The following is a 19110-nucleotide window of genomic DNA, read 5'->3' as shown; positions in this document are numbered from 1 at the left end:
CAGGCGCTCTTGCCCGGCGCCTCGACCTGTGCGGTGCGGCTACACGGGCGGCCACGGGATCGCGGGCCACTCCCCCGAGGGTTCCGGGTGCCGTCCGGAGGCGAGCAGAGCGGCCACACGCGCGCGCGTGGCGTCCAGTTCCGCCTCGGTGATCAGTTCCCCCAGACGCACGCCCAGCGCCCCTCCCAGGGCGTCCCTGAGCCGCTCCAGGGCGTCCACCGCCTCGGGGGTGAGCTTCTCCCCCGCCCAGCCCCACAGCAGCGTGCGCAGCTTGTTCTCGGTGTTGAAGGTGACCCCGTGGTCGATCCCGTACAGCCGTCCTCCGGCGGCGGGCAGCAGGTGTCCGCCCTTGCGGTCGGCGTTGTTGATCACCGCGTCGAGGACGGCGAGGCGGCGCAGCCGGTCGTCGTCGGCGTGCACGAGCAGCGCCGTGCGTCCCTCGCCGACCTCGGCGAGGCCGACGGCCTTCCAGCCCTCGCCCGGCTCCTCGGCGTCGACGAGCGCGAGCAGCCCGGCACCGCCGTCGCCCGCCTCCCCGTCGCCCGTACCAGCGTCGGCCGCCTCCGGGTCGCCGGTCCCGGCGTCGCCCCGGCCGTCCGGCGGCTCGATCCACAGCTGGCACATGCCCTCGCCGTACGGCCCGTCGCGCAGCACGGTCGTGGGCACCAGCCCCCAGCCCATCGCCTCGGAGACCTCGTACGCGGCGACCTCGCGCTGGGCGAGGGTCCCGTCGGGGAAGTCCCACAGCGGCCGCTCGCCGACCACCGGCTTGTAGACGCAGGACGCCGCGCGGCCCTGGTGGGACACGTCGCAGAACAGCACCGCGTTCGATGCCTCACGGATGCGGCCGCGCACCGTCAGCTCGCCCTCGGCGAGCAGTTCGGCCGTGGTCACGCCTCGCGGCGGTATCCGTTCTGGCGCGGACATACGTGTCCTTCCGGGTCTAGCGGGAGACTGCACAGCGGGCAGGGTGGCCGGCCGGCGTTGACGACGTCGAGAGCACGTTTGGCGAAGGCGCGGGCCTGTGCGCCGGTGAGGCGGACCCGCAGCATCGGCGGGCCGTTCTCCTCGTCCTGGAGGAGCTCCTCCTCGGCGGCGGCGAGGTCCTCCTCGGAGTCGGCGTCCAGTTCCACGAGCGCCTGCGCCTCGACGATCATGCGCTGCTCGTCACCGTCCCAGGCGAGGGCCATGGTGCCGACGCGGAACTCCTCCTCCACGGGCGTGTCGAGCGGGGCGGAGTCGGAGACCTCCGCCGGGACCACCGCGGGAACGGGGGCGCTGCCCCCGGTACGCCGTACGACCTCGTCGAGAAGCTCGTCCATGCGTTCGGCGAGCGCCGCTACCTGCGTCTTCTCCAGGGCCACGCTGGTCACCCGCGGGCCGGAGGTGGCCTGCAGGAAGAAGGTGCGGCGCCCTGGCAGCCCGACCGTACCGGCCACGAAACGGTCCGGCGGGTCGTAGAGGAACACCTGACGGGACACGTCCTGTCTCCATTGGATCGATCGACTGCTTCTGCCGTCACTTGTGGCGGCTGCTGACAACTGCTGCCCTGCTCCGACCGCTTCACCCTACTGCGGCCGACGATCACGGTGCGCCCGCACCGCCCCCGACCGCCGCGTCGCTGCCGGACCGTTCCTCGCGCGGCGCGAGGGAGGTGAGATCACCGGTGTCCCCGAGACGCACGAGAAAGGGCCGCAGTCGTGTGTAACGGATCGCGGTGATGGAACACGGTTCTACAGAGATCCGCTGAAAGAGGTCCAGATGAAGACCGAGTGCGTCCGCGACGAGGGACTTGATGATGTCTCCGTGCGAGCACATGAGGTACACGGCGTCGCCGCCGTGGTCGCGCTCCACGCGCGCGTTCCACTCCCGTACCGCTTCGGCGGCCCGGGTCTGCATGGCGCGCATCGACTCACCGCCCGGGAACGCGGCGGCGGAGGGGTGCGACTGGACGACCTCCATCAGCGGCTCGTCCGCCAGCTCGGCGAGCTTGCGCCCGGACCAGTCCCCGTAGTGGCACTCCCCGATGCGGTCGTCGGAGTGGGCGCGCAGTCCGGGACGGGCGTCGAGGAGCGGCCGGATCGTCTCCTGGCAGCGCTGGAGGGGGCTGCTGACGATCTCGGAGAGCGGCAGCTGCGCGAGGCGCCCCGGCAGCGCGGCGGCCTGCGCGGCACCGCGCTCGTCGAGGGCGACGCCGGGGGTCCACCCGGCGAGCAGTCCCGCGGTGTTGGCGGTGGAACGTCCGTGCCGGACGAGGATCAGGGTGGGCATGCGGCCCAGCGTAGGCGTGCGGGCACGTGCGCCGAAGAACGAGTGACAGGAGAATACGCTCTGTGATCGTGGACTGTGCCATCTACCGGGACGGGCACCGGACGGAGGGGCCGGAGGACCTCTCCGACGCGCTGGACTCCGCACGTTCCTCCGGGGACGCGTTCGTGTGGATCGGGCTGCACGAGCCGACGGAGCGGGAGTTCGATCTCGTCACCGCGGAGTTCGGGCTGCACCCCCTGGCCGTCGAGGACGCGCTCAAGGCGCATCAGCGGCCCAAGCTGGAGGTGTACGACGACTCGCTGTTCGCGGTCCTCAAGCCGGTGACGTACGAGCCGGACAGCGACACCGTGTCGACGGGCGAGCTCATGATCTTCTTGGGCGACTCCTTCGTGGTGACCGTGCGTCACGGTGAGGGTTCGCCGCTGAAGTCGCTGCGCGCCCGGCTGGAGAAGGACCCGGAGATGCTGCGTCTCGGCCCGACGTCGGTGCTCTACTCGATCGCCGACGCCACCGTCGACCACTATCTGGAGGTGGCGACCGAGCTGCAGACCGACCTGGAGGAGCTGGAGGCGGAGGTGTTCTCGCCGGACGGCGGCGGGTCCCGGAACATCGCGTCCCGCATCTACACCTTCAAGCGGCAGATCCTGGAGTTCCGCCGGGCCACCGGACCGCTGTCCCCGCCGGTGAGCCGCCTCGCGGGCTCGGGTGCCGCCGGTCCCGCGGTGCCCTTCGTCGACGACCGGGCGCAGCCGTTCTTCCGGGACGTCAACGACCATCTGACCCGCGTCAACGAGTCCGTGGAGGCTCTGGACCGGCTGGTCTCGGACGTCCTGTCGGCGCACCTGGCGCAGATGAGTGTGCGGCAGAACGACGACATGCGGAAGATCTCGTCGTGGGCGGCCATGGCCGCGGTCCCCACGATGATCGCGGGCATCTACGGAATGAACTTCGAACACATGCCGGAGCTGCGCTGGGTCTGGGCCTATCCGGCGGTCATCGCGCTGATGGTGGTCCTGGAGATCCTGCTGTTCCGGCTCTTCAAGCAGCGCGGCTGGCTGTGACCGCGGCCGGCCGCGACCGGCTTCCGGGGCACCACGCGCGCGTGCCGCCTTCGATGGCGGCATACGCGCGTGGCGCTCCCGAACGGCACACGCGCGTGGCGCACGGTCAGGCGAAGCCGGGTGCCGCCGTCGCCGGTCCGCCCAGGGCGTCGCGCCGCTCCGGCATCGTCAGCGAGACCATCCGCCGCCAGCCGACCAGCCGCTCGTACGCGTACATGGCGCGGATGCCGGTGGCGAGCAGCGCCGCCTTGGGCCTGGACCAGCCGAGGATGCGCCCCATGTGGGCCATGACGGCGAGGCTGACGTCCCGGTAGACGCCGATCTCGGCGAGCGCGCAGTCGCGCAGGGTCCGCTGGATGGCCCGCCCGTGGCCCTCCTCGGCGTAGCGCAGCAGTTCCTCGTGGCAGTACGCGAGGTGGTTGTCCTCGTCGTCGGAGATCATCCGCACGGCGTTGCCGATCTCCGGGTGGTCACCGAAGTCCTTGCGGAGCATGATCATCTGGTCCGCGGCGCGCTGCTCGGTGACCCTGCTGTGGGACAGGTAGGTGACGATGTCCTGGACGGTGAGCGGCTCGTCGCGCTTGAGCTTGTCGTGCGCGAGGCCGATGCCGTTCTGTTCCAGGAGCAGCGTGTAGTCGGTGCCTGGCGGGATCTCGACGGGTGTCAGGCCCCGCTTCTTCATCAGGGCGTTGAAGATCCGCCCGTGCTTGTCCTCGTCCGCGCCGTGCCGGGTGATCTTGGGTGCGAGCGCGCGCTCGCTCTCCGGGACGAGCGCCGCGATGCGCGCGTTCTCCCAGCCTCCCTGTGTCTCACCGCTGGCGGCGATGGAGCAGAAGAGCCGGAACGACTCGTCGTTGTCGATGATCTCCTGGAAGAGACTCCTGGCCGAAAGCATGTCTGCCACCTCCACGCGGCTCCCACCTCCGTGCGGGACTCCGCAAAGAACGAGTCAAATGGGCAGCCAGGGGTGCGGCAACATCTGTGTCGGACAAATCCGCCGAACGGAGGACGGGCAGGCAATGACAGGCGCGTAACCGAGCGGGCCGTGGCGCGTTGTTCTCCCTGACGGCCGTGGCGGGGAAGACCCCCGAGCCCCCACCACGGCCGTAGAACTTCTCCGTCCCGGTTCCGCGCGACCGCGCCGCTCCGGATCCCGGGCGGTCGCGCCCCTCCCGGTCCCGTCGCTACGCGAGTCCCGCCCGCTCCAGGGCGTCGGTGCCGGCCCGCAGCGAGGCGAGGCGGTCGTCCAGGGTGAGGCCCGCCGGGGCCAGCGTGAGCGTGGTGACGCCGGCGGCCGCGTAGGCCGCCATCCGGTCGGCGATGCGCTCCACGGAACCGAGCAGTGTGGTCTGGTCGATGAGCTGGTGCGGGACGGCGGCCGCCGCGCCCTCCTTGTCGCGGGCCAGGTACTTGTCCTGGATCTCGGCGGCCTCCTTCTCGTAGCCCATGCGCTGGGCGAGCTGGTTGTAGAAGTTCTGCTTGCGGCTGCCCATGCCGCCCACGTAGAGAGCGGTGTAGGGGCGGAACATGTCGGCGAGCGCCGGTACGTCCTGGTCAGCGCCGAGCGCGAGCGGCACCGTCGGACAGACGTCGAAGCCGTCCATGGTGAGGCCGGTCTTCTCGCGGCCCGCGCGCAGGTGCTTGATCGCGGTGTCCTCCAGGTGCTCGGCGGACGGGAAGATCAGCAGGGCGCCGTCGGCGATCTCGCCGGTCTGCTCCAGGTTCTTCGGGCCGATCGCGGCGATGTAGAGCGGGATGTGCTCGCGCTCCGGGTGCACGGTCAGCTTGATCGGCTTGCCGGGGCCGTCCGGCAGCGGCAGGGTCCAGTGCCTGCCCTCGTACGACAGGCGCTCGCGGGTCATCGCCTTGCGTACGATCTCGACGTACTCGCGGGTGCGGGCCAGCGGCTTGTCGAACTTGACGCCGTACCAGCCCTCGGAGACCTGCGGTCCCGAGACGCCGAGGCCGAGGCGGAAGCGGCCGCCGGAGAGCGAGTCCAGGGTGGCGGCGGTCATCGCGGTCATCGCGGGCTGGCGGGCCGGGATCTGGAAGATGGCCGAACCGACGTCGATGCGCTCGGTCTGGGCGGCGACCCAGGTCAGCACGGTGGCGGCGTCCGAGCCGTAGGCTTCGGCGGCCCAGCAGACCGCGTATCCGAGGCGGTCGGCCTCCTTGGCCACGGCGAGGTTGTCCGCGTCCATTCCGGCACCCCAGTAGCCGAGGTTGATCCCGAGCTGCATGGCCGATTCCCCTTACTGATCAGTAACGTCCCTTGTCGGGCACCCTAGCGCGCCACCGGGCCGAGCGGCAGGGAGAGCGTTGCGGATCATGTGATCCGGGTTGTCCACAGGGCCCCACACGTCGACTTGTGGCCAGTAATCTCAGCCCCCATGGAGCAGAGGCATCTCGGCCGTACCGGCCTGCGCGTGTCCCGCATCGGGCTCGGCACCCTCACCTGGGGCAGGGACACCGACGAGCACGACGCCGCGGACCTGTTGAAGTCGTTCTGGGAGGCGGGCGGCACGCTCGTCGACACGGCCGACGTGTACGGGGACGGGGAGGCCGAGTATCTGCTCGGACAGCTCATGGAGGGCCTGGTGCCGCGCCGGGATCTGGTGATCTCCACCAAGGCGGGCAGCGTGCCCGACCCGGACCGGCGGTTCGACGGCTCGCGGGGACACCTGCTGTCCGCGCTCGACGCCTCGCTGGCACGGCTGGGCACGGAGTACGTGGACCTGTGGCAGATCCACGCCTTCGACCCCGAGGCCCCGTTGGAGGAGACACTGCAGGCGCTCGACATCGCTGTCAGCAGCGGCCGGGCGCGCTATGCGGGGGTCTCCAACTTCTGCGGCTGGCAGCTCGCCAAGGCGGCGACCTGGCAGCTCGCGGCTCCCGGCATACGCACGCGACTGGCCAGTACGCAGATGGAGTACTCCCTGCTGCAGCGCGGTGTCGAGCGCGAGGTGCTCCCGGCGGCGCTGGACCTCGGCATCGGCCTGCTGCCGTCCTCCCCGCTGGGCCGGGGCGTCCTCACGGGCAAGTACCGGCACGGGACGCCCGCCGACTCGCGGGGCGCCTCCGAACACCTGGCGCCGTTCGTCGCGCCGTACCTGGACGACGCGGCCAGCCGCATCGTGGACGCGGTGTCGACGGCGGCGGACGGCCTCGCGGTGACCCCGCTGCAGGTGGCGCTGGCGTGGGTCCGGGACCGGCCAGGGGTGGCCGCCCCCATCATCGGCGCGCGCAACGCGCTGCAGCTCACGGCCGCGTTGTCAGTGGAGACCCTTAGTCTTCCTGACGAGATCTGCCTGGCGCTCGACGACGTGTCGGCGCCGGTGCACCACTATCCCGATCACGACTGGAGCACGCTGTGACCACGGAGCCGTCCGCCGCGGAGGAAGCCGAGCCGGGGACGCCGAGCGCCGGTCCCGAGTCCGAAGGTCCCGGCGCGGGGGCCCTGCCGGACTCCGAGGCCCGCGCGTCCGCCACGCCGGACCAGGGTGAGGGCGACGGCGAGCGCGAGGGGGACGCGGGCGACGGCTCCGCCGAGGGCACCACCGGGGGCGGCGGCGAGGGCGCCGCCGGCGGCGCGGCCCAGTTGTCGGAGGCCGAGGCCGAGCTGGCCGCGCAGCGGGAGCTCCGGGAGCGGATCGAGCGGCGGAAGGCGGAGAAGGAAGGACCCGTCCGGGCGGGGACGGGCCTGAGCGGGAAGGCCGCCGATCTGCTCGCGGCCGTCCGGGCGGTGGAGAGCGGGGAGAAGGCGCCCGCGAGCGTCTTCAGCGACCCGGAGCCCACACCGCGCAGGGTCGCGCCGGAGCCGGTGCGGCGCCCGCAGCCCGTGCCCGCCGCCTCCGGCGCCCCGGTGGCGATGGCCGCCGAGTCCGTCGACGCGGTCCGCGCGGTGCTCGTCCGGGGCGGCGCCCCGGAGACGCTGGCGCCGCAGACCGCCGCCACGCTCGGCGAGGGAGCGGACGGGCAGCTGCGTGCGGACCCGTGGCAGCTGCTGCGGGTGGCGGGAGTGCGGCCCGAGCAGGCCGACGGGTTCGCCCGGGCCCTCCTCGGCGCGGAGGCCGGGCCGGACGACGAGCGGCGGGGCCGCGCCGTCACGGTCTGGCTTCTCGAACAGGCCGCGCTGGCGGGCCACACCGCCCTGGAGGCCCCGGCGCTGCACGCCGCGCTCGCCCAGCGCTCGGTGCCCGATCCCGACGCCGCCGTGCAGAGCGCCCTGGCCGAGGGTGACGCGCTGGTCTTCCAGGACGCGCTGGACGAGCCCGGCGTGCCGCCGGCGCCCCGGCGGTCGGAGGAGGACGCGGACGACAGCGGGGAGGATGCCGAGGACGACGACGTACGTCCGGTGCGCGTCCTCATCGGTCTCGAGCGGTACGCACTCGCCGAGGAGAGCCTCGCCGACGGGCTCGCCCGGGTGATGAACTCCCTGCCCAAGGAGGACGGCGCCGCCGCGGCCTGGGAGCCGGCCGCCACCGGCTCGGCCGCCGAGCTGATCCGGGCGGTCGCGGGACACGGCCTCGTGCTGCACACCGGCGGTGAGGCGTCCCGCGCCGAGTGTGCGGCCCTGGTGGCCGCCGCGCGTTCCCTCGGGCTGCGGGTGTGCGCCGCCGCCCACCATCCGGACGGCCGCCGCCGGTTCGCCGAGCTGCTCGGCCCCGCACGGGCGGCGCAGGGCGCGGCCCCTGCCGTGGCCCCGTCGTCGGCGCCCGCGTCGGTGTCCGGGGATCAGGGCCGCGGGCCGGACGACGGCGGCCGGGCCGACGAGACCGTGGTCACCGTCGCCGGTCTGCTGGCCGGCGGGGAGGGGCCGGGGCGGGACGCGGACGGCATGCTCCGCACCGACCTGCTGGTCGTGCTCGACGCGCCGCAGCTCGACGTCGAGAACGCGGCGATGCTCGCCGAGTCGCTGCCCGACGGTGCCCGGCTGGTGCTGAGCGGGGACCCCGGGGTGCTGTGGTCGGCGGGGCCCGGGCGGGTCTTCGCGGATCTGCTCGCCGCGCGGGTGTGCCCGCAGGTCGCCTCGCGGACCCCGGATCCGGGTCCCGTGGGCGAACTGGTCTCGGGCATCGGCATCGGCGAGCTGAACCAGGTCGAGGCGCCCGGCAAGGAAGTGGTGATCATCCCGGTGCGGGACGCCGGGGAGGCGGTCCACCGCACCGTGCAGCTGGTCGCCGACTCGGTGCCGCGCGCGATCGGCATCCCGGCCGAGCAGACCCAGGTGATCACTCCGGGGCACGGTGGGGCGGCGGGCACGCGGGTGCTGAACGCGGCGCTGAAGGAACGGTTGAACCCGGGGCCCGGCCGCTTCGGCGGTTTCGACCCGGGTGACCGGATCGCGTACACCCCCGCGCCGGGGCGTTCCGTGCCGGGGCGGGTGGTGAAGGCCGACGCCGCCGGGCTGCATCTGGAGTGCGCGGGCGTGGCGGTCGTGGTGCCGAAGGAGCGGGTGGAGTCGACCGTGCGGCACGGGTGGGCGGTCACCGCCCACCAGGCCGTCGGTGTCCGTTGGCCCGCCGCGGTCGTGGTGCTGCCTGGCGATGCCGCGCCGGTGCTGTCGCGGCCCTGGGTCTACACCGCTTTCGGGCGGGCCGAGCAGCATCTGTCCGTGGTGCACGGTGTGGAGCAGGCGTTGCCTCGGGCGGTGGGGGAGGTTGTGGCCAAGCCACGGACCACCAGGCTCGCCGGCCTGGTGACGACGCAGGTTCCGGCGGCGGCGGGTTGAGGGTGCCGTTTACGCGGCCCCTGCCCTGGGAGAGCGCCGCTCGGGGGGCCGCTTGTGGTTGATTGGCGGGTGCGGCTCGGTGGGGGTTTGGCGCGCCGTTCCCCGCGCCCCTTGCGGGGCCGCGCCCCCGAACCCGCGCCCCCCAGGGCCGTTTGTGGTTGATTGGCGGGTGCCGCTTGGTGGGGGTTGAGCGCGCCGTTCCCCGCGCCCCTTGCAGGGCCGCGCCCCCGAACCCGCGCCCCTGGTGGGGCGCGGGGTGGGGTCAGGGGCGGGGGGCCTGGTGGGGTTGTAGGGCTTCGTCTTCTTCCAGGGGGTCCGTGAGGTCCGGGTCGATGTCGTCGTCCGCGTCGTCGTCGAAGACCGCGCTGACGTCGAAGCGGCACACCACCTGGTGGGTGTCGGCCTGGTCGAACGGGGCCTCCAGCCACTCCCCCGCCTCCGCCGGTTCGTCCGAGGCGGTCACCCACAGCGTGGAGTCGCCCTCCTCCAGACCGAACTCCTTGTGCCGGGAGGCGATCTCGTCGGGCTCGAACTCACCGAAGAGGACACCGAGCGCACCGTGCACGGTCCCGGACGCCGCGTCGAAGCCCGCCGTCACCACCCCGGCCTCCTCGACGGCCTCGACCCGCTGGGCCTGCGCCAGCAGCCGCTGCGGCTCCACCACCGAGTAGTCCCGGCGGATCAGCACGCTCAGCGCGTTGGGCTCCTCCGGACCGGTGTACGGCGGCAGGGCGTCCTCGGAGCCGGGGATCTCGAAGGGGGTGACCTCGTCGTAGCGGTCGTAGAGGAGTTCGTCGTACTCCTCGGCGGCCGCCGCCAGCTCGTTGAACGCCTCGTAGACGGCCGGGTCGTCCTCACCCGACCTGCGCTCGACCGCCGCCAGGTGGCGGTCGAGCGCGGTCTTGACCGCCTCGGCGGCGGCGCGTACCTCGGCAGCGGTGGGCTGCGCAGCATCAGACATAGTGCAGACGCTATCCGTACACGGCCTCCGCACGCACAATAGATGCGATGCCGGAATACGAATTTGTCGACGTGTATGTGCCACGCGGGGTCTCCCGCAAGGAGGCGACACGACTGCTGACGGACCATGCGGAGTACGGACACTGGGAGTTGGACCGCCTCAGCCTGCACCGGGACGGCAGCCGCAGGGTGCGGCTGCGGCGGCGGATCATCCGCCAGGTGCGTGCCACGTGGTGACGCGGGACGGCTGAAACGAGCGGGCCCCCGAGGGTGCGGGCCCGCGCGCGTGGCCCGCACCGTTCGGCCTGCTGAGGGCTTATGTCCCGTACCGGGAGGGACACTTGTCCCGCAATGGCCCGGTTCGGGCTGTTATCACCCGACTGTCACGCCGAAGCGCGGGCCTTGCGGTAGAGCACGGCACCCGCCAGCAGCGCGCCGGCGCCCATCGGCAGTGCGAGACCGAGCGGCACGTCGCTGCCGGTCTGTGCGAGGTGCGCGGTGCCGTCGGCCTGGCCGGCGGCACGGGTGCCCGGGCCGTTCGCGTACGTGCCGCGGGTGTCTCCGTCACCGGATCCACCGGCACCGTCGGGGCCACCGGGCTTGCCTGAATCGCCCGGCCGTCCGGACTGGCCGTGCTCACCGGGATCGCCCGGGCCACCCGGCTGCCCCGGCTTGCCCGGAGCGTGCGGGCCGCCGTGACCGGGCGGCGTCCCGCCGTGTCCGCCGCCGGAGTGTCCGCAGGCGTCGCCCGTGGCCGTGTTCCCGACGCCGGCGACGGAGACGCTGTTGCCGCAGACGTTCACCGGTACGTCCACCGGGATCTGCACATGGTTGCCGGAGCCCACGCCGGGCGAGTCGTTCGTGTGCCCCCCGGCCTGCGACCCGCCGCCCGGTCCGTGGTGGCCGGAACCGCCGCCCTTGTCGGCGCACTTGTTGCCGACCGCCGGGTTGAGCACCCCGACCACGTTCACCGTGTTGCCGCAGACGGTGACCGGGGCGTGCACGGGCACCTGCACCGAGTTCCCGGAGAGTACGCCCGGGGAGCCCGAAGCGGTGCCGTGCGCCCCCGAGTCGGCGTGCGCGTAACCGCCGGTGGCCGCGAGGACACCGGTCGCCGCCGCCACCGTCATCAGACCTTTGCGGGTGACCTGTCGCATAGCTTTTCCCTGCCTTGTGAGCCCTGTTGCTTCAGGAATGCGCACGCGCGAGACGCGCGTGCGCGGAATACGGAATGTCGGCGGCCCCGGAGCGCATGGCGCGCACTCCGGGGCCGCAGACGCAGACCCTCATGACTTCAAGCCTTCATGGGGTAAGGCCCTCATGAGGTGAGCACAACGTCAGGCGTTGACGCAGGTGTTGCCGAAGGCGGGGTTCAGCAGCCCGATCACGGAGATCGTGTTGCCGCAGACGTTCACCGGTACGTGGATGGGCGCCTGGACGACGTTGCCCGAGAGCACACCGGGAGAGTGCGCGGCAGCACCCTGGGCACCGGAGTCGGCGGCGGCGAGACCCGCACCGGCGAGAACGAGGCCACCCGTGGCAGCCGCAACGGCGACGATCTTCTTGATCATTATTCCTCCTAGTTGGCAAAGGTGATCCCAGCCGCGGATCACATCACCAGTAACGAGGACGGAGTAATAGGGCTACGAGCTTATGAGCGCATTCACTCTTCTCAGTCGGCTCCGTACGTGCTGACGATTATTGGAGTGTCGTTTCAGCGGGTTAATTCAGGACGCCTCGATGAAACGGTCGAGCACCCGCACACCGAACTTCAGGGCGTCCACCGGAACCCGCTCGTCGACACCGTGGAACATCCCGGCGAAGTCCAGCTCCGGCGGCAGCTTCAGCGGGGCGAAGCCGAAGCAGCGGATGCCCAGGTCGTCGAAGGACTTGGCGTCGGTGCCGGCCGAGAGCATGTACGGGACGGCGCGGGCGATCGGGTCCTCGGCGACCAGCGCGGTCTGCATGGCGTCCACCAGGGCCCCGTCGAAGGTCGTCTCCAGGGCCTTGTCCGCGTGCACGTCCTCGCGCCGCACGTTCGGGCCGAGGATCCGGTCCAGGTCGGCGAGGAACTCCTCCTCGTAACCCGGCAGGTAGCGGGCGTCGACGTGCGCGGTGGCCTGGCCGGGGATCACGTTCACCTTGTAGCCCGCGCCCAGCTGGGTCGGGTTGGCGGTGTTCTGCAGCGAGGCTCCGATGAGCTTGGCGATACCGCCGAGCCTGGCCAGCGTCGCGTCCATGTCCTCCGGGTCCAGCTCGGTGCCGAGGGCGTCGCCGAGCTCGTCCAGGAAGTGCCGCAGCGTCTTCGTCACGCGGACGGGGAACTTGTGCCGGCCGAGCCGCCCGACCGCCTCGGACAGCTCGGTGATCGCGTTGTCCTTGTGGATCATCGAGCCGTGCCCGGCGGTGCCGTCCACGGTCAGCTTCATCCAGTGCATGCCCTTCTGGGCGGTCTCCACGAGGTACAGCCGCAGCTCCTCGTTGACCGTGAAGGAGAAGCCGCCGACCTCGCCGATCGCCTCCGTCACCCCTTCGAAGAGGTCGGGGTGCTTCGTGACGAGGTGCTTGGCGCCGAACGTGCCGCCCGCCTCCTCGTCGGCCAGGAAGGCCAGCACGAGGTCCCGCGGGGGCTTGCGGCCGCTGCGCACCCGGTCGCGTACGACCGCGAGGGTCATCGCGTCCATGTCCTTCATGTCGACCGCGCCGCGGCCCCACACACAGCCGTCGGCGATCTCGCCGGAGAACGGGTGATGCGTCCAGTCCTGCGCGTTCGCCGGTACGACGTCGGTGTGGCCGTGGATGAGCAGTCCGGGCCGCGAGCGGTCCTCCCCCTCGATCCTGACCACCGTGGAGGCGCGGCCCTGGTGCGACTCGAAGATCTGCGGTTCGAGACCCACCTCGGCGAGCTTCTCCGCGACGTACTCGGCGGCCTTGCGCTCGCCCGGCCCCGAGTGGTCGCCGTAGTTGCTCGTGTCGATCCGGATCAGCTCGCGGCAGAGGTCGACGACCTCGTCCTCACCCTTGATGTCCCTGGTCGTGTCCTGCTCGCTCACGCTGCTTCCTCCCACTGTCACTGCTGGTGGTCCCTCTCATCCTCTCTCTCCGGTCCTCCCCGCCCAAGGCCGGACCACGCCCGTCACGCGCCGTTCACGCCGCGACGGCCGGTGATCGGGGGGTCGGGAAAGCCTGGTAATGTTTCCTTCGTCGCCGCGAGGGGAACCCCGCGCGACAGACACCTTGTCCGGGTGGCGGAATGGCAGACGCGCTAGCTTGAGGTGCTAGTGCCCTTTATCGGGCGTGGGGGTTCAAGTCCCCCCTCGGACACCAGCATCAGTGAAGACCCCGGTCCGTCCGGGGTCTTTCTGTTTTCGGGACACTCTGCTGTTTTCGGGACACCCGGCGGCGGGCGCTGTCCGTCTCCGTCGGCGCCCGGACGGCGTTCGTCTCCGTGTTTCCGCCATATGTGGGGTAGATCTCGTCAGGGTGACATACCTCCACGTCAGAAGGGCGCGGGCAGCCCTCCGAAGGGTGCCGGCCGGCCCTCCCGCATGGCTGGGACGCGCGTCCGGGGCTAGCGTCGTACTAAAATTCCACGCTTGTTCGGAGCTGACCGGAATATCCCCAGGCGTACCTGCGGCCCGCCGGCTCCCCCGGGTGAACCGGGAAACGACATGTGAGGACACGATGGCAGCCCTCCAGCACGGCCCCGCGTTCCAGCTGTCCGACGACGAAGTGCGGGCCGAGTTCGGCGACCGGGCACGTTTCTCCGCATCCTCCGCACCTTCCCCGCGCACGCTCGTCGACATCCTCGACGCCTCCGTGCGGGAGTATCCCGACGAGCCCGCGCTGGACGACGGCCGCCGGGCCCTGACCTACCGTGCCCTCGCCGTGGAGGTCGAGGCGTTGCGGCAGCGGCTCGCTGCCGCCGGGGTCGGACTCGGCGACCGCGTCGGCGTACGCGTGCCGTCGGGCACCAACGAGCTGTACGTCGCCGTCCTCGCCGTGCTGGCCGCGGGCGCCGCCTACGTCCCGGTGGACGCCGAGGACCCGGACGAGCGGGCCGAGCTGGTCTTCGGCGAGGCGGACGTCCGCGCCGTCGTCGGGGCCGGGCACGAGCTGACCGTGCGGGGGCGCGGCGAGACGCCCGCCGCGCGCCCCGGGACCGAACACGACGCGTGGATCATCTTCACCTCCGGTTCGACCGGCAGGCCCAAGGGTGTGGCCGTCACGCATCGCAACGCCGCCGCCTTCGTGGACGCCGAGGCCCGTCTCTTCCTCACCGAGGACCCCGTCGGGCCCGGTGACCGCGTCATGGCCGGTCTGTCCGTGGCCTTCGACGCCTCCTGCGAGGAGATGTGGCTGGCCTGGCGGTACGGGGCCTGCCTGGTGCCCGTACCGCGCTCCCAGGTGCGCAGCGGCGCCGACCTCGGGCCCTGGCTGGTCGAGCAGGAGATCACCGTCGTCTCCACCGTGCCGACGCTGGCCGCCCTGTGGGAGCCGGAGGCACTCAACGAGGTGCGGCTGCTGATCTTCGGCGGCGAGGCGTGTCCGCCCGAGCTGGTGCAGCGCCTGGTCACCGAGGGGCGCGAGGTGTGGAACACCTACGGGCCCACCGAGGCCACCGTCGTGGCCTGCGCCTCGCTGATGACCGGCGAGGAGCCCGTGCGGATCGGGCTGCCGCTGGACGGCTGGGAGCTGGCCGTCGTCGACGAGGCCGGCGAGCCCGTGGCGATGGGCGGCAGCGGCCAGCTCGTGATCGGCGGGGTCGGGCTCGCCCGCTACCTCGACGCGGAGAAGGACGCCGAGAAGTACGCCCCACTGGAGTCGCTGGGCTGGGAGCGCGCGTACCGCAGCGGCGACCTGGTCAGGGCGGAGCCGCAGGGGCTGGTCTTCCTCGGGCGGGCCGACGAGCAGATCAAGCTCGGCGGACGCCGGATCGAGCTGGGCGAGGTGGACACCGCGCTGCAGGCGCTGCCCGGCGTCGCGGGCGCCGCGGCCGCCGTGCGGACCGCGCGCGGCGGGAACCAGCTGCTCGTCGGTTACGTGGTGGTCCAGGACGACTGGGACCAGGCGACGGCCGTGGAGAAGCTGCGGGCGGAGCTGCCCGCGGCCCTGGTGCCGCTGCTCGCGCCCGTGTCCGACCTGCCGACCCGTACGTCCGGCAAGGTCGACCGGAACGCGCTGCCCTGGCCGCTGGAGAACCTGGAGATCGCCGGCGCCGCCGAGCAGCTCTACGGGACCGAGGCGTGGCTCGCCGAGCAGTGGAGCGAGGTGCTCGGCATCCCGGTGGGCTCCGCCCGGGACGACTTCTTCGCGATCGGCGGCGGCAGTCTCGCCGCCGCCCAGCTGACCACCAGGCTGCGCACCCGCTACCCGAGCGCCGCCGTGCTCGACATCTACCAGCAGCCGGTGCTGCGCAAGCTCGCCCGTCACCTGGAGAGGTCCGCGCAGGGCGACGGCGCCGAGCGGGTCGTCGCGCCGGTCCCGACGCGGGCCAAGGTGGTGCAACTGCTCGTCCTGCTCCCGCTGTTCGCGCTGCTCGGTCTGCGCTGGTCGGTGGCGCTGGCCGCGCTCGGCAACGCGCTGCACTGGTTCGGGGCGTACCCGTGGGCGCCGACCGCCTCCTGGTGGCTGGTCGGGCCCCTGGCCGTCCTGCTCTTCAGTCCGCCCGGGCGGCTCGCGATCGGCGCCGGTGGCGCACGGCTGCTGCTGCGCGACGTACGGCCCGGGCGCTATGCGCGGGGCGGGAGTGTGCACCTGCGGCTGTGGACGGCGGAGCGGCTGGCCGAGTTCAGCGGGGCGACCTCGCTGACCGGCTCCTGGCTGGAGCGGTACGCGCGGGCGCTCGGCGCCAAGGTCGGCCCCGACGTCGACCTGCACTCGCTGCCGCCCGTGACCGGCATGCTGAAGCTGGGCCGGGGTGCCGCCGTGGAGTCCGAGGTGGACCTGTCGGGGCACTGGCTGGACGGCGACCGGCTGGAGATCGGCCCGGTCAAGGTGGGCGCGCACGCCGTGGTCGGCACCCGGAGCATCCTGTTCCCCGGTGTCCGCGTGGGCAAGCGGGCGGAAGTGGTCCCCGGTTCGGCCGTCTCCGGGCACGTCCCGACCGGTCAGCGGTGGGCCGGCGCGCCCGCGGCCAAGCTCGGCAAGGCCAAGCGGGACTGGCCCAAGGAGCGGCCCCGCAAGGGGGCCCGCTGGCGTGCCATGTACGGGGCGTCCGGGTTCGCGCTGACGGTGCTGCCGCTGGTCGCGGGGCTCGCCGCGCTGCTCGTGGCGAGCGTCTTCGTCGCGCCGGACGCCGGGCTGGGTGCGGCGCTGCGGGGCGCGGCCGTGGCCCTGGTGCCGGCGACCCTCGCCTTCGGTCTCGCGTACGCGCTGCTCCTGCTGGTCGCGGTGCGGCTGCTGAGCCTCGGGCTGCGGCCGGGTACGCATCCGACGCACAGCAGGATCGGCTGGCAGGCGTGGACGGTCACGCAGCTGATGGACCGCTCGCGCGAGACGCTGTTCCCGCTCTACGCCGGGCTGGTCACGCCGGTGTGGCTGCGGCTGCTCGGCATGCGGATCGGGCGGGGCGCCGAGGTGTCGACGGTGCTGGCGCTGCCGAGCCTGACGACGGTCGGCGAGGGCGCGTTCCTGGCCGACGACACGCTGACCGCGCCGTACGAGCTCGGGGGCGGCTGGATGCGGATCGGCCGGGCGGAGATCGGGCGCCGGGCCTTCCTCGGGAACTCCGGGATGACCGCGCCGGGCCGTTCGGTGCCGGACGGCGGCCTGGTCGGGGTGCTGTCCGCGACGCCGAAGAAGGCGAAGAAGGGCAGCTCGTACCTGGGGCTGCCGCCGGTCAGGCTGCCGCGTTCGACGCAGGGCGGCGACCAGAGCCGTACGTACGAGCCGCCCGCGCGGCTGCTGGTCGCGCGCGCTCTCGTCGAGCTGTGCCGGATCGTGCCGGTCTTCTGCTCGGCGGCGCTCGCCGTGCTGTCGGTGGCGGCGCTGAGCGCGCTGGGCGTGTGGGCCTGGGCGCTCGCCGGAGTGGTGCTGCTGGGTGCGGGAGCGGCCGCCGGAGTGCTGTCCGTGGTCGCGAAGTGGCTGCTCGTGGGGCGTCACCGGGCCGGTGAGCACCCGCTGTGGAGCGGTTTCGTGTGGCGCAACGAGCTGGCCGACACGTTCGTCGAGGTGGTCGCCGTACCGTGGCTGGCCGGGAACGTGCCGGGTACGCCGGTGATGAGCCTGTGGCTGCGCGGTCTGGGCGCCCGGATCGGCAAGGGTGTGTGGGTGGAGAGCTACTGGCTCCCCGAGACGGATCTGGTGACACTGGAGGACGCGGTGACGGTCAACCGTGGCTGTGTGCTGCAGACCCACCTCTTCCACGACCGGATCTTGCGGACGGATACTGTGGTCCTCCGTGAGGGCGCCACCCTGGGCCCGGGCGGAATCGTTCTGCCCGGCAGCACCGTCGGGGCGCGCAGCACACTGGGACCCGCGTCCCTCGTCATGGCGGCGGAATCCGTTCCCGACGACACCCGCTGGCTGGGCAACCCGATCGAGGCGTGGCGTCCCTGACGCGGCCCCGTACGGCGGCGCGCGGGCGGACCGGGCAGCGGTCGGCGCACCGGCCGCCGTACGAGCACAGCGCAGGGGAGCAGACACTTCAGTGGTTCAGCAGACAGTGGGAGCGGATCCGTACTTCCCGGGGAACGGTGATCCCCGTTACCGGGTGCACCGGTACGAACTCGCCCTGGACTACCGTCCGGGTCCCAACCGGCTGTCCGGCACCGCGCGCCTGAACGCCATAGCGGGCCGGTCGCCGCTCGCCGAGTTCCAGCTGAACCTCGCCGACTTCCGGGTCGGCCGGGTCCGGGTCGACGGGCGTACCACGCACTACACGCACCGGGGCGGCCGGCTGCGGATCCGCCCGGCGAAGCCGGTCCGGGCCGGGGCCGCGTTCACCGTGGAGGTGCAGTGGTCGGGCAACCCCGAGCCGGTGCGCAGCCCGTGGGGCGGGATCGGCTGGGAGGAACTGGAGGACGGGGCGCTGGTGGCGAGCCAGCCGGTGGGCGCGCCGTCCTGGTACCCGTGCAACGACCGGCCCGCCGACAAAGCCTCGTACCAGATCGCCGTCACCACGCCGTCGGCGTACTCCGTGGTGGCGGGCGGGCGGCTGCTGACCCGCACGCCGAAGGCGTCCACGACGACCTGGGTGTACGAGCAGTCGGCGCCGACCTCCAGCTATCTGGTCGGGCTGTCCATCGGCAAGTACCAGACCGTGCTGCTCGGCGACCCGGGGCTGGGCGGGGTGCCGCAGACCGGGCACATTCCGGCGCGGCTGCTCACGGAGTTCTCGCGGGACTTCGCGCGGCAGCCGGCGATGATGACGCTGTTCGAGGAGCTGTTCGGGCCGTATCCGTTCGGTGAGTACGCGGTGGTCGTCACCGAGGAGGAGCTGGACGTCCCCGTGGAGGCGCAGGGGCTCTCGCTGTTCGGTGCCAACCATGTGGACGGGGCGCGGGGGTGGGAGCGGCTGGTGGCGCACGAGCTGGCGCACCAGTGGTTCGGGAACAGTGTGAGCATCGCCGACTGGCGGCACATCTGGCTGAACGAGGGCTTCGCGAAGTACGCGGAGTGGTTGTGGTCGGAGCGGTCGGGTGGGCCCTCGGCGCAGGCTCTCGCGGGGGTGGCCCACCGGGGGCTGGCCGGGAAGCCGCAGGATCTTCGGCTGGCCGATCCGGGGCGCAAGCTGATGTTCGACGACCGGCTGTACGAGCGGGGCGGGCTGGTGGTGCACGCGGTGCGGTGTGCGCTGGGGGACGAGGCGTTCTTCCGGATGCTGCGGGGGTGGGCCGCGGTGCATCGGGGTGGGTCGGTGACCACCTCGGCGTTCACGTCGCATGTGGCGCGGTATGCGGTGGAGCCGTTGGATGCGTTGTTCGGTGCGTGGGTGGAGGAGACGGCGTTGCCGCCGTTGCCGTCGCCGGGGGTGGGGGTGGGGATTCCGGCGCCGCCGCCGTATCCGCCCCGCGGGGTGTAGGGGTGGGGGTGGCGCCTTGTGGTCGGGTGCCGCCCGGCCGTGGCTTGGCGCGCCGTTCCCCG

The 19110-nt window shown here is 72.5% G+C and carries 15 protein-coding genes and 1 tRNA gene; 7 read left to right on the top strand and 9 right to left on the bottom strand.

Features of this window, described 5'->3' with window-relative positions:
* Positions 1 to 39: 39 nt before the first annotated feature.
* From ACFYXC_RS28010 to ACFYXC_RS28000, 3 genes are all read right to left on the bottom strand, one after another.
* Positions 40 to 927: an SCO1664 family protein gene (locus ACFYXC_RS28010; RefSeq protein WP_389554592.1), complete on the bottom strand. Its 888-nt coding sequence runs from the start codon at positions 925 to 927 to the stop codon at positions 40 to 42.
* Positions 891 to 1481: a DUF3090 domain-containing protein gene (locus ACFYXC_RS28005; protein WP_388913813.1), complete on the bottom strand. Its 591-nt coding sequence runs from the start codon at positions 1479 to 1481 to the stop codon at positions 891 to 893. Before ACFYXC_RS28005 ends, ACFYXC_RS28010 begins: the two co-directional genes overlap by 37 nt.
* Positions 1482 to 1584: 103 nt before the next feature.
* Complete coding sequence (locus ACFYXC_RS28000) at positions 1585 to 2271, bottom strand: histidine phosphatase family protein (RefSeq protein ID WP_388913816.1); 687 nt, start codon at positions 2269 to 2271, stop codon at positions 1585 to 1587.
* Positions 2272 to 2333: 62 nt separating this feature from the next.
* Between ACFYXC_RS28000 and corA the strand changes: the two genes are divergently transcribed.
* Entirely contained in the window at positions 2334 to 3332 is a 999-nt protein-coding gene (corA, locus tag ACFYXC_RS27995) for a magnesium/cobalt transporter CorA (RefSeq protein WP_388913819.1), read from the top strand.
* Positions 3333 to 3438: 106 nt separating this feature from the next.
* On the opposite strand, the gene ACFYXC_RS27990 is transcribed toward corA, so the two are convergent.
* Positions 3439 to 4227: a ferritin-like domain-containing protein gene (locus ACFYXC_RS27990; RefSeq protein ID WP_389554591.1), complete on the bottom strand. Its 789-nt coding sequence runs from the start codon at positions 4225 to 4227 to the stop codon at positions 3439 to 3441.
* A gap of 289 nt (positions 4228 to 4516) precedes the next feature.
* A complete protein-coding gene (locus tag ACFYXC_RS27985; RefSeq protein WP_389554590.1) occupies positions 4517 to 5572 on the bottom strand; it encodes an LLM class F420-dependent oxidoreductase in 1056 nt (351 codons plus the stop codon).
* 150 nt (positions 5573 to 5722) lie between these two features.
* On the opposite strand from ACFYXC_RS27985, the gene ACFYXC_RS27980 reads away from it, so the two are divergent.
* Entirely contained in the window at positions 5723 to 6706 is a 984-nt protein-coding gene (locus ACFYXC_RS27980; RefSeq protein WP_389554588.1) for an aldo/keto reductase, read from the top strand.
* Positions 6703 to 9063, top strand: a complete 2361-nt coding sequence (locus ACFYXC_RS27975; protein WP_389554586.1) for a helix-hairpin-helix domain-containing protein — start codon at positions 6703 to 6705, stop codon at positions 9061 to 9063. The genes ACFYXC_RS27980 and ACFYXC_RS27975 overlap by 4 nt, the downstream gene beginning before the upstream one ends.
* A gap of 262 nt (positions 9064 to 9325) precedes the next feature.
* On the opposite strand, the gene ACFYXC_RS27970 is transcribed toward ACFYXC_RS27975, so the two are convergent.
* Entirely contained in the window at positions 9326 to 10024 is a 699-nt protein-coding gene (locus tag ACFYXC_RS27970) for a hypothetical protein (protein ID WP_389554585.1), read from the bottom strand.
* A gap of 47 nt (positions 10025 to 10071) precedes the next feature.
* Here ACFYXC_RS27970 and ACFYXC_RS27965 point away from each other — a divergent pair, with 47 nt between their 5' ends.
* Complete coding sequence (locus ACFYXC_RS27965; protein WP_005319466.1) at positions 10072 to 10260, top strand: DUF5703 family protein; 189 nt, start codon at positions 10072 to 10074, stop codon at positions 10258 to 10260.
* A gap of 146 nt (positions 10261 to 10406) precedes the next feature.
* On the opposite strand, the gene ACFYXC_RS27960 is transcribed toward ACFYXC_RS27965, so the two are convergent.
* The 3 genes from ACFYXC_RS27960 to ACFYXC_RS27950 form a co-directional block, all read right to left on the bottom strand.
* Complete coding sequence (locus ACFYXC_RS27960; protein ID WP_389554584.1) at positions 10407 to 11180, bottom strand: chaplin; 774 nt, start codon at positions 11178 to 11180, stop codon at positions 10407 to 10409.
* A 180-nt stretch (positions 11181 to 11360) separates the two neighbouring features.
* Positions 11361 to 11594 carry a chaplin ChpH gene (chpH, locus tag ACFYXC_RS27955; RefSeq protein ID WP_388913838.1) on the bottom strand — a complete coding sequence of 78 codons (234 nt, stop codon included), beginning with the start codon at positions 11592 to 11594 and terminating at the stop codon, positions 11361 to 11363.
* 156 nt (positions 11595 to 11750) lie between these two features.
* Positions 11751 to 13076, bottom strand: a complete 1326-nt coding sequence (locus ACFYXC_RS27950; RefSeq protein WP_388913841.1) for a M20/M25/M40 family metallo-hydrolase — start codon at positions 13074 to 13076, stop codon at positions 11751 to 11753.
* Between the two features lie 186 nt (positions 13077 to 13262).
* Between ACFYXC_RS27950 and ACFYXC_RS27945 the strand changes: the two genes are divergently transcribed.
* From ACFYXC_RS27945 to ACFYXC_RS27935, 3 genes are all read left to right on the top strand, one after another.
* Positions 13263 to 13350: transfer RNA gene (locus ACFYXC_RS27945), tRNA-Leu, on the top strand.
* Between the two features lie 357 nt (positions 13351 to 13707).
* Positions 13708 to 17583 (top strand): Pls/PosA family non-ribosomal peptide synthetase, encoded by a 3876-nt coding sequence (locus tag ACFYXC_RS27940; RefSeq protein ID WP_389554582.1) that lies wholly within the window; start codon positions 13708 to 13710, stop codon positions 17581 to 17583.
* 91 nt (positions 17584 to 17674) lie between these two features.
* Positions 17675 to 19048, top strand: coding sequence for a M1 family metallopeptidase (locus tag ACFYXC_RS27935; RefSeq protein WP_388913847.1), 1374 nt, complete (start codon positions 17675 to 17677; stop codon positions 19046 to 19048).
* Positions 19049 to 19110: the final 62 nt, after the last annotated feature.

It is taken from the genome of Streptomyces sp. NPDC002701 (assembly GCF_042889045.1).
Lineage (GTDB): Bacteria > Actinomycetota > Actinomycetes > Streptomycetales > Streptomycetaceae > Streptomyces.
This window is presented reverse-complemented; position numbering and strand designations above follow the sequence as displayed.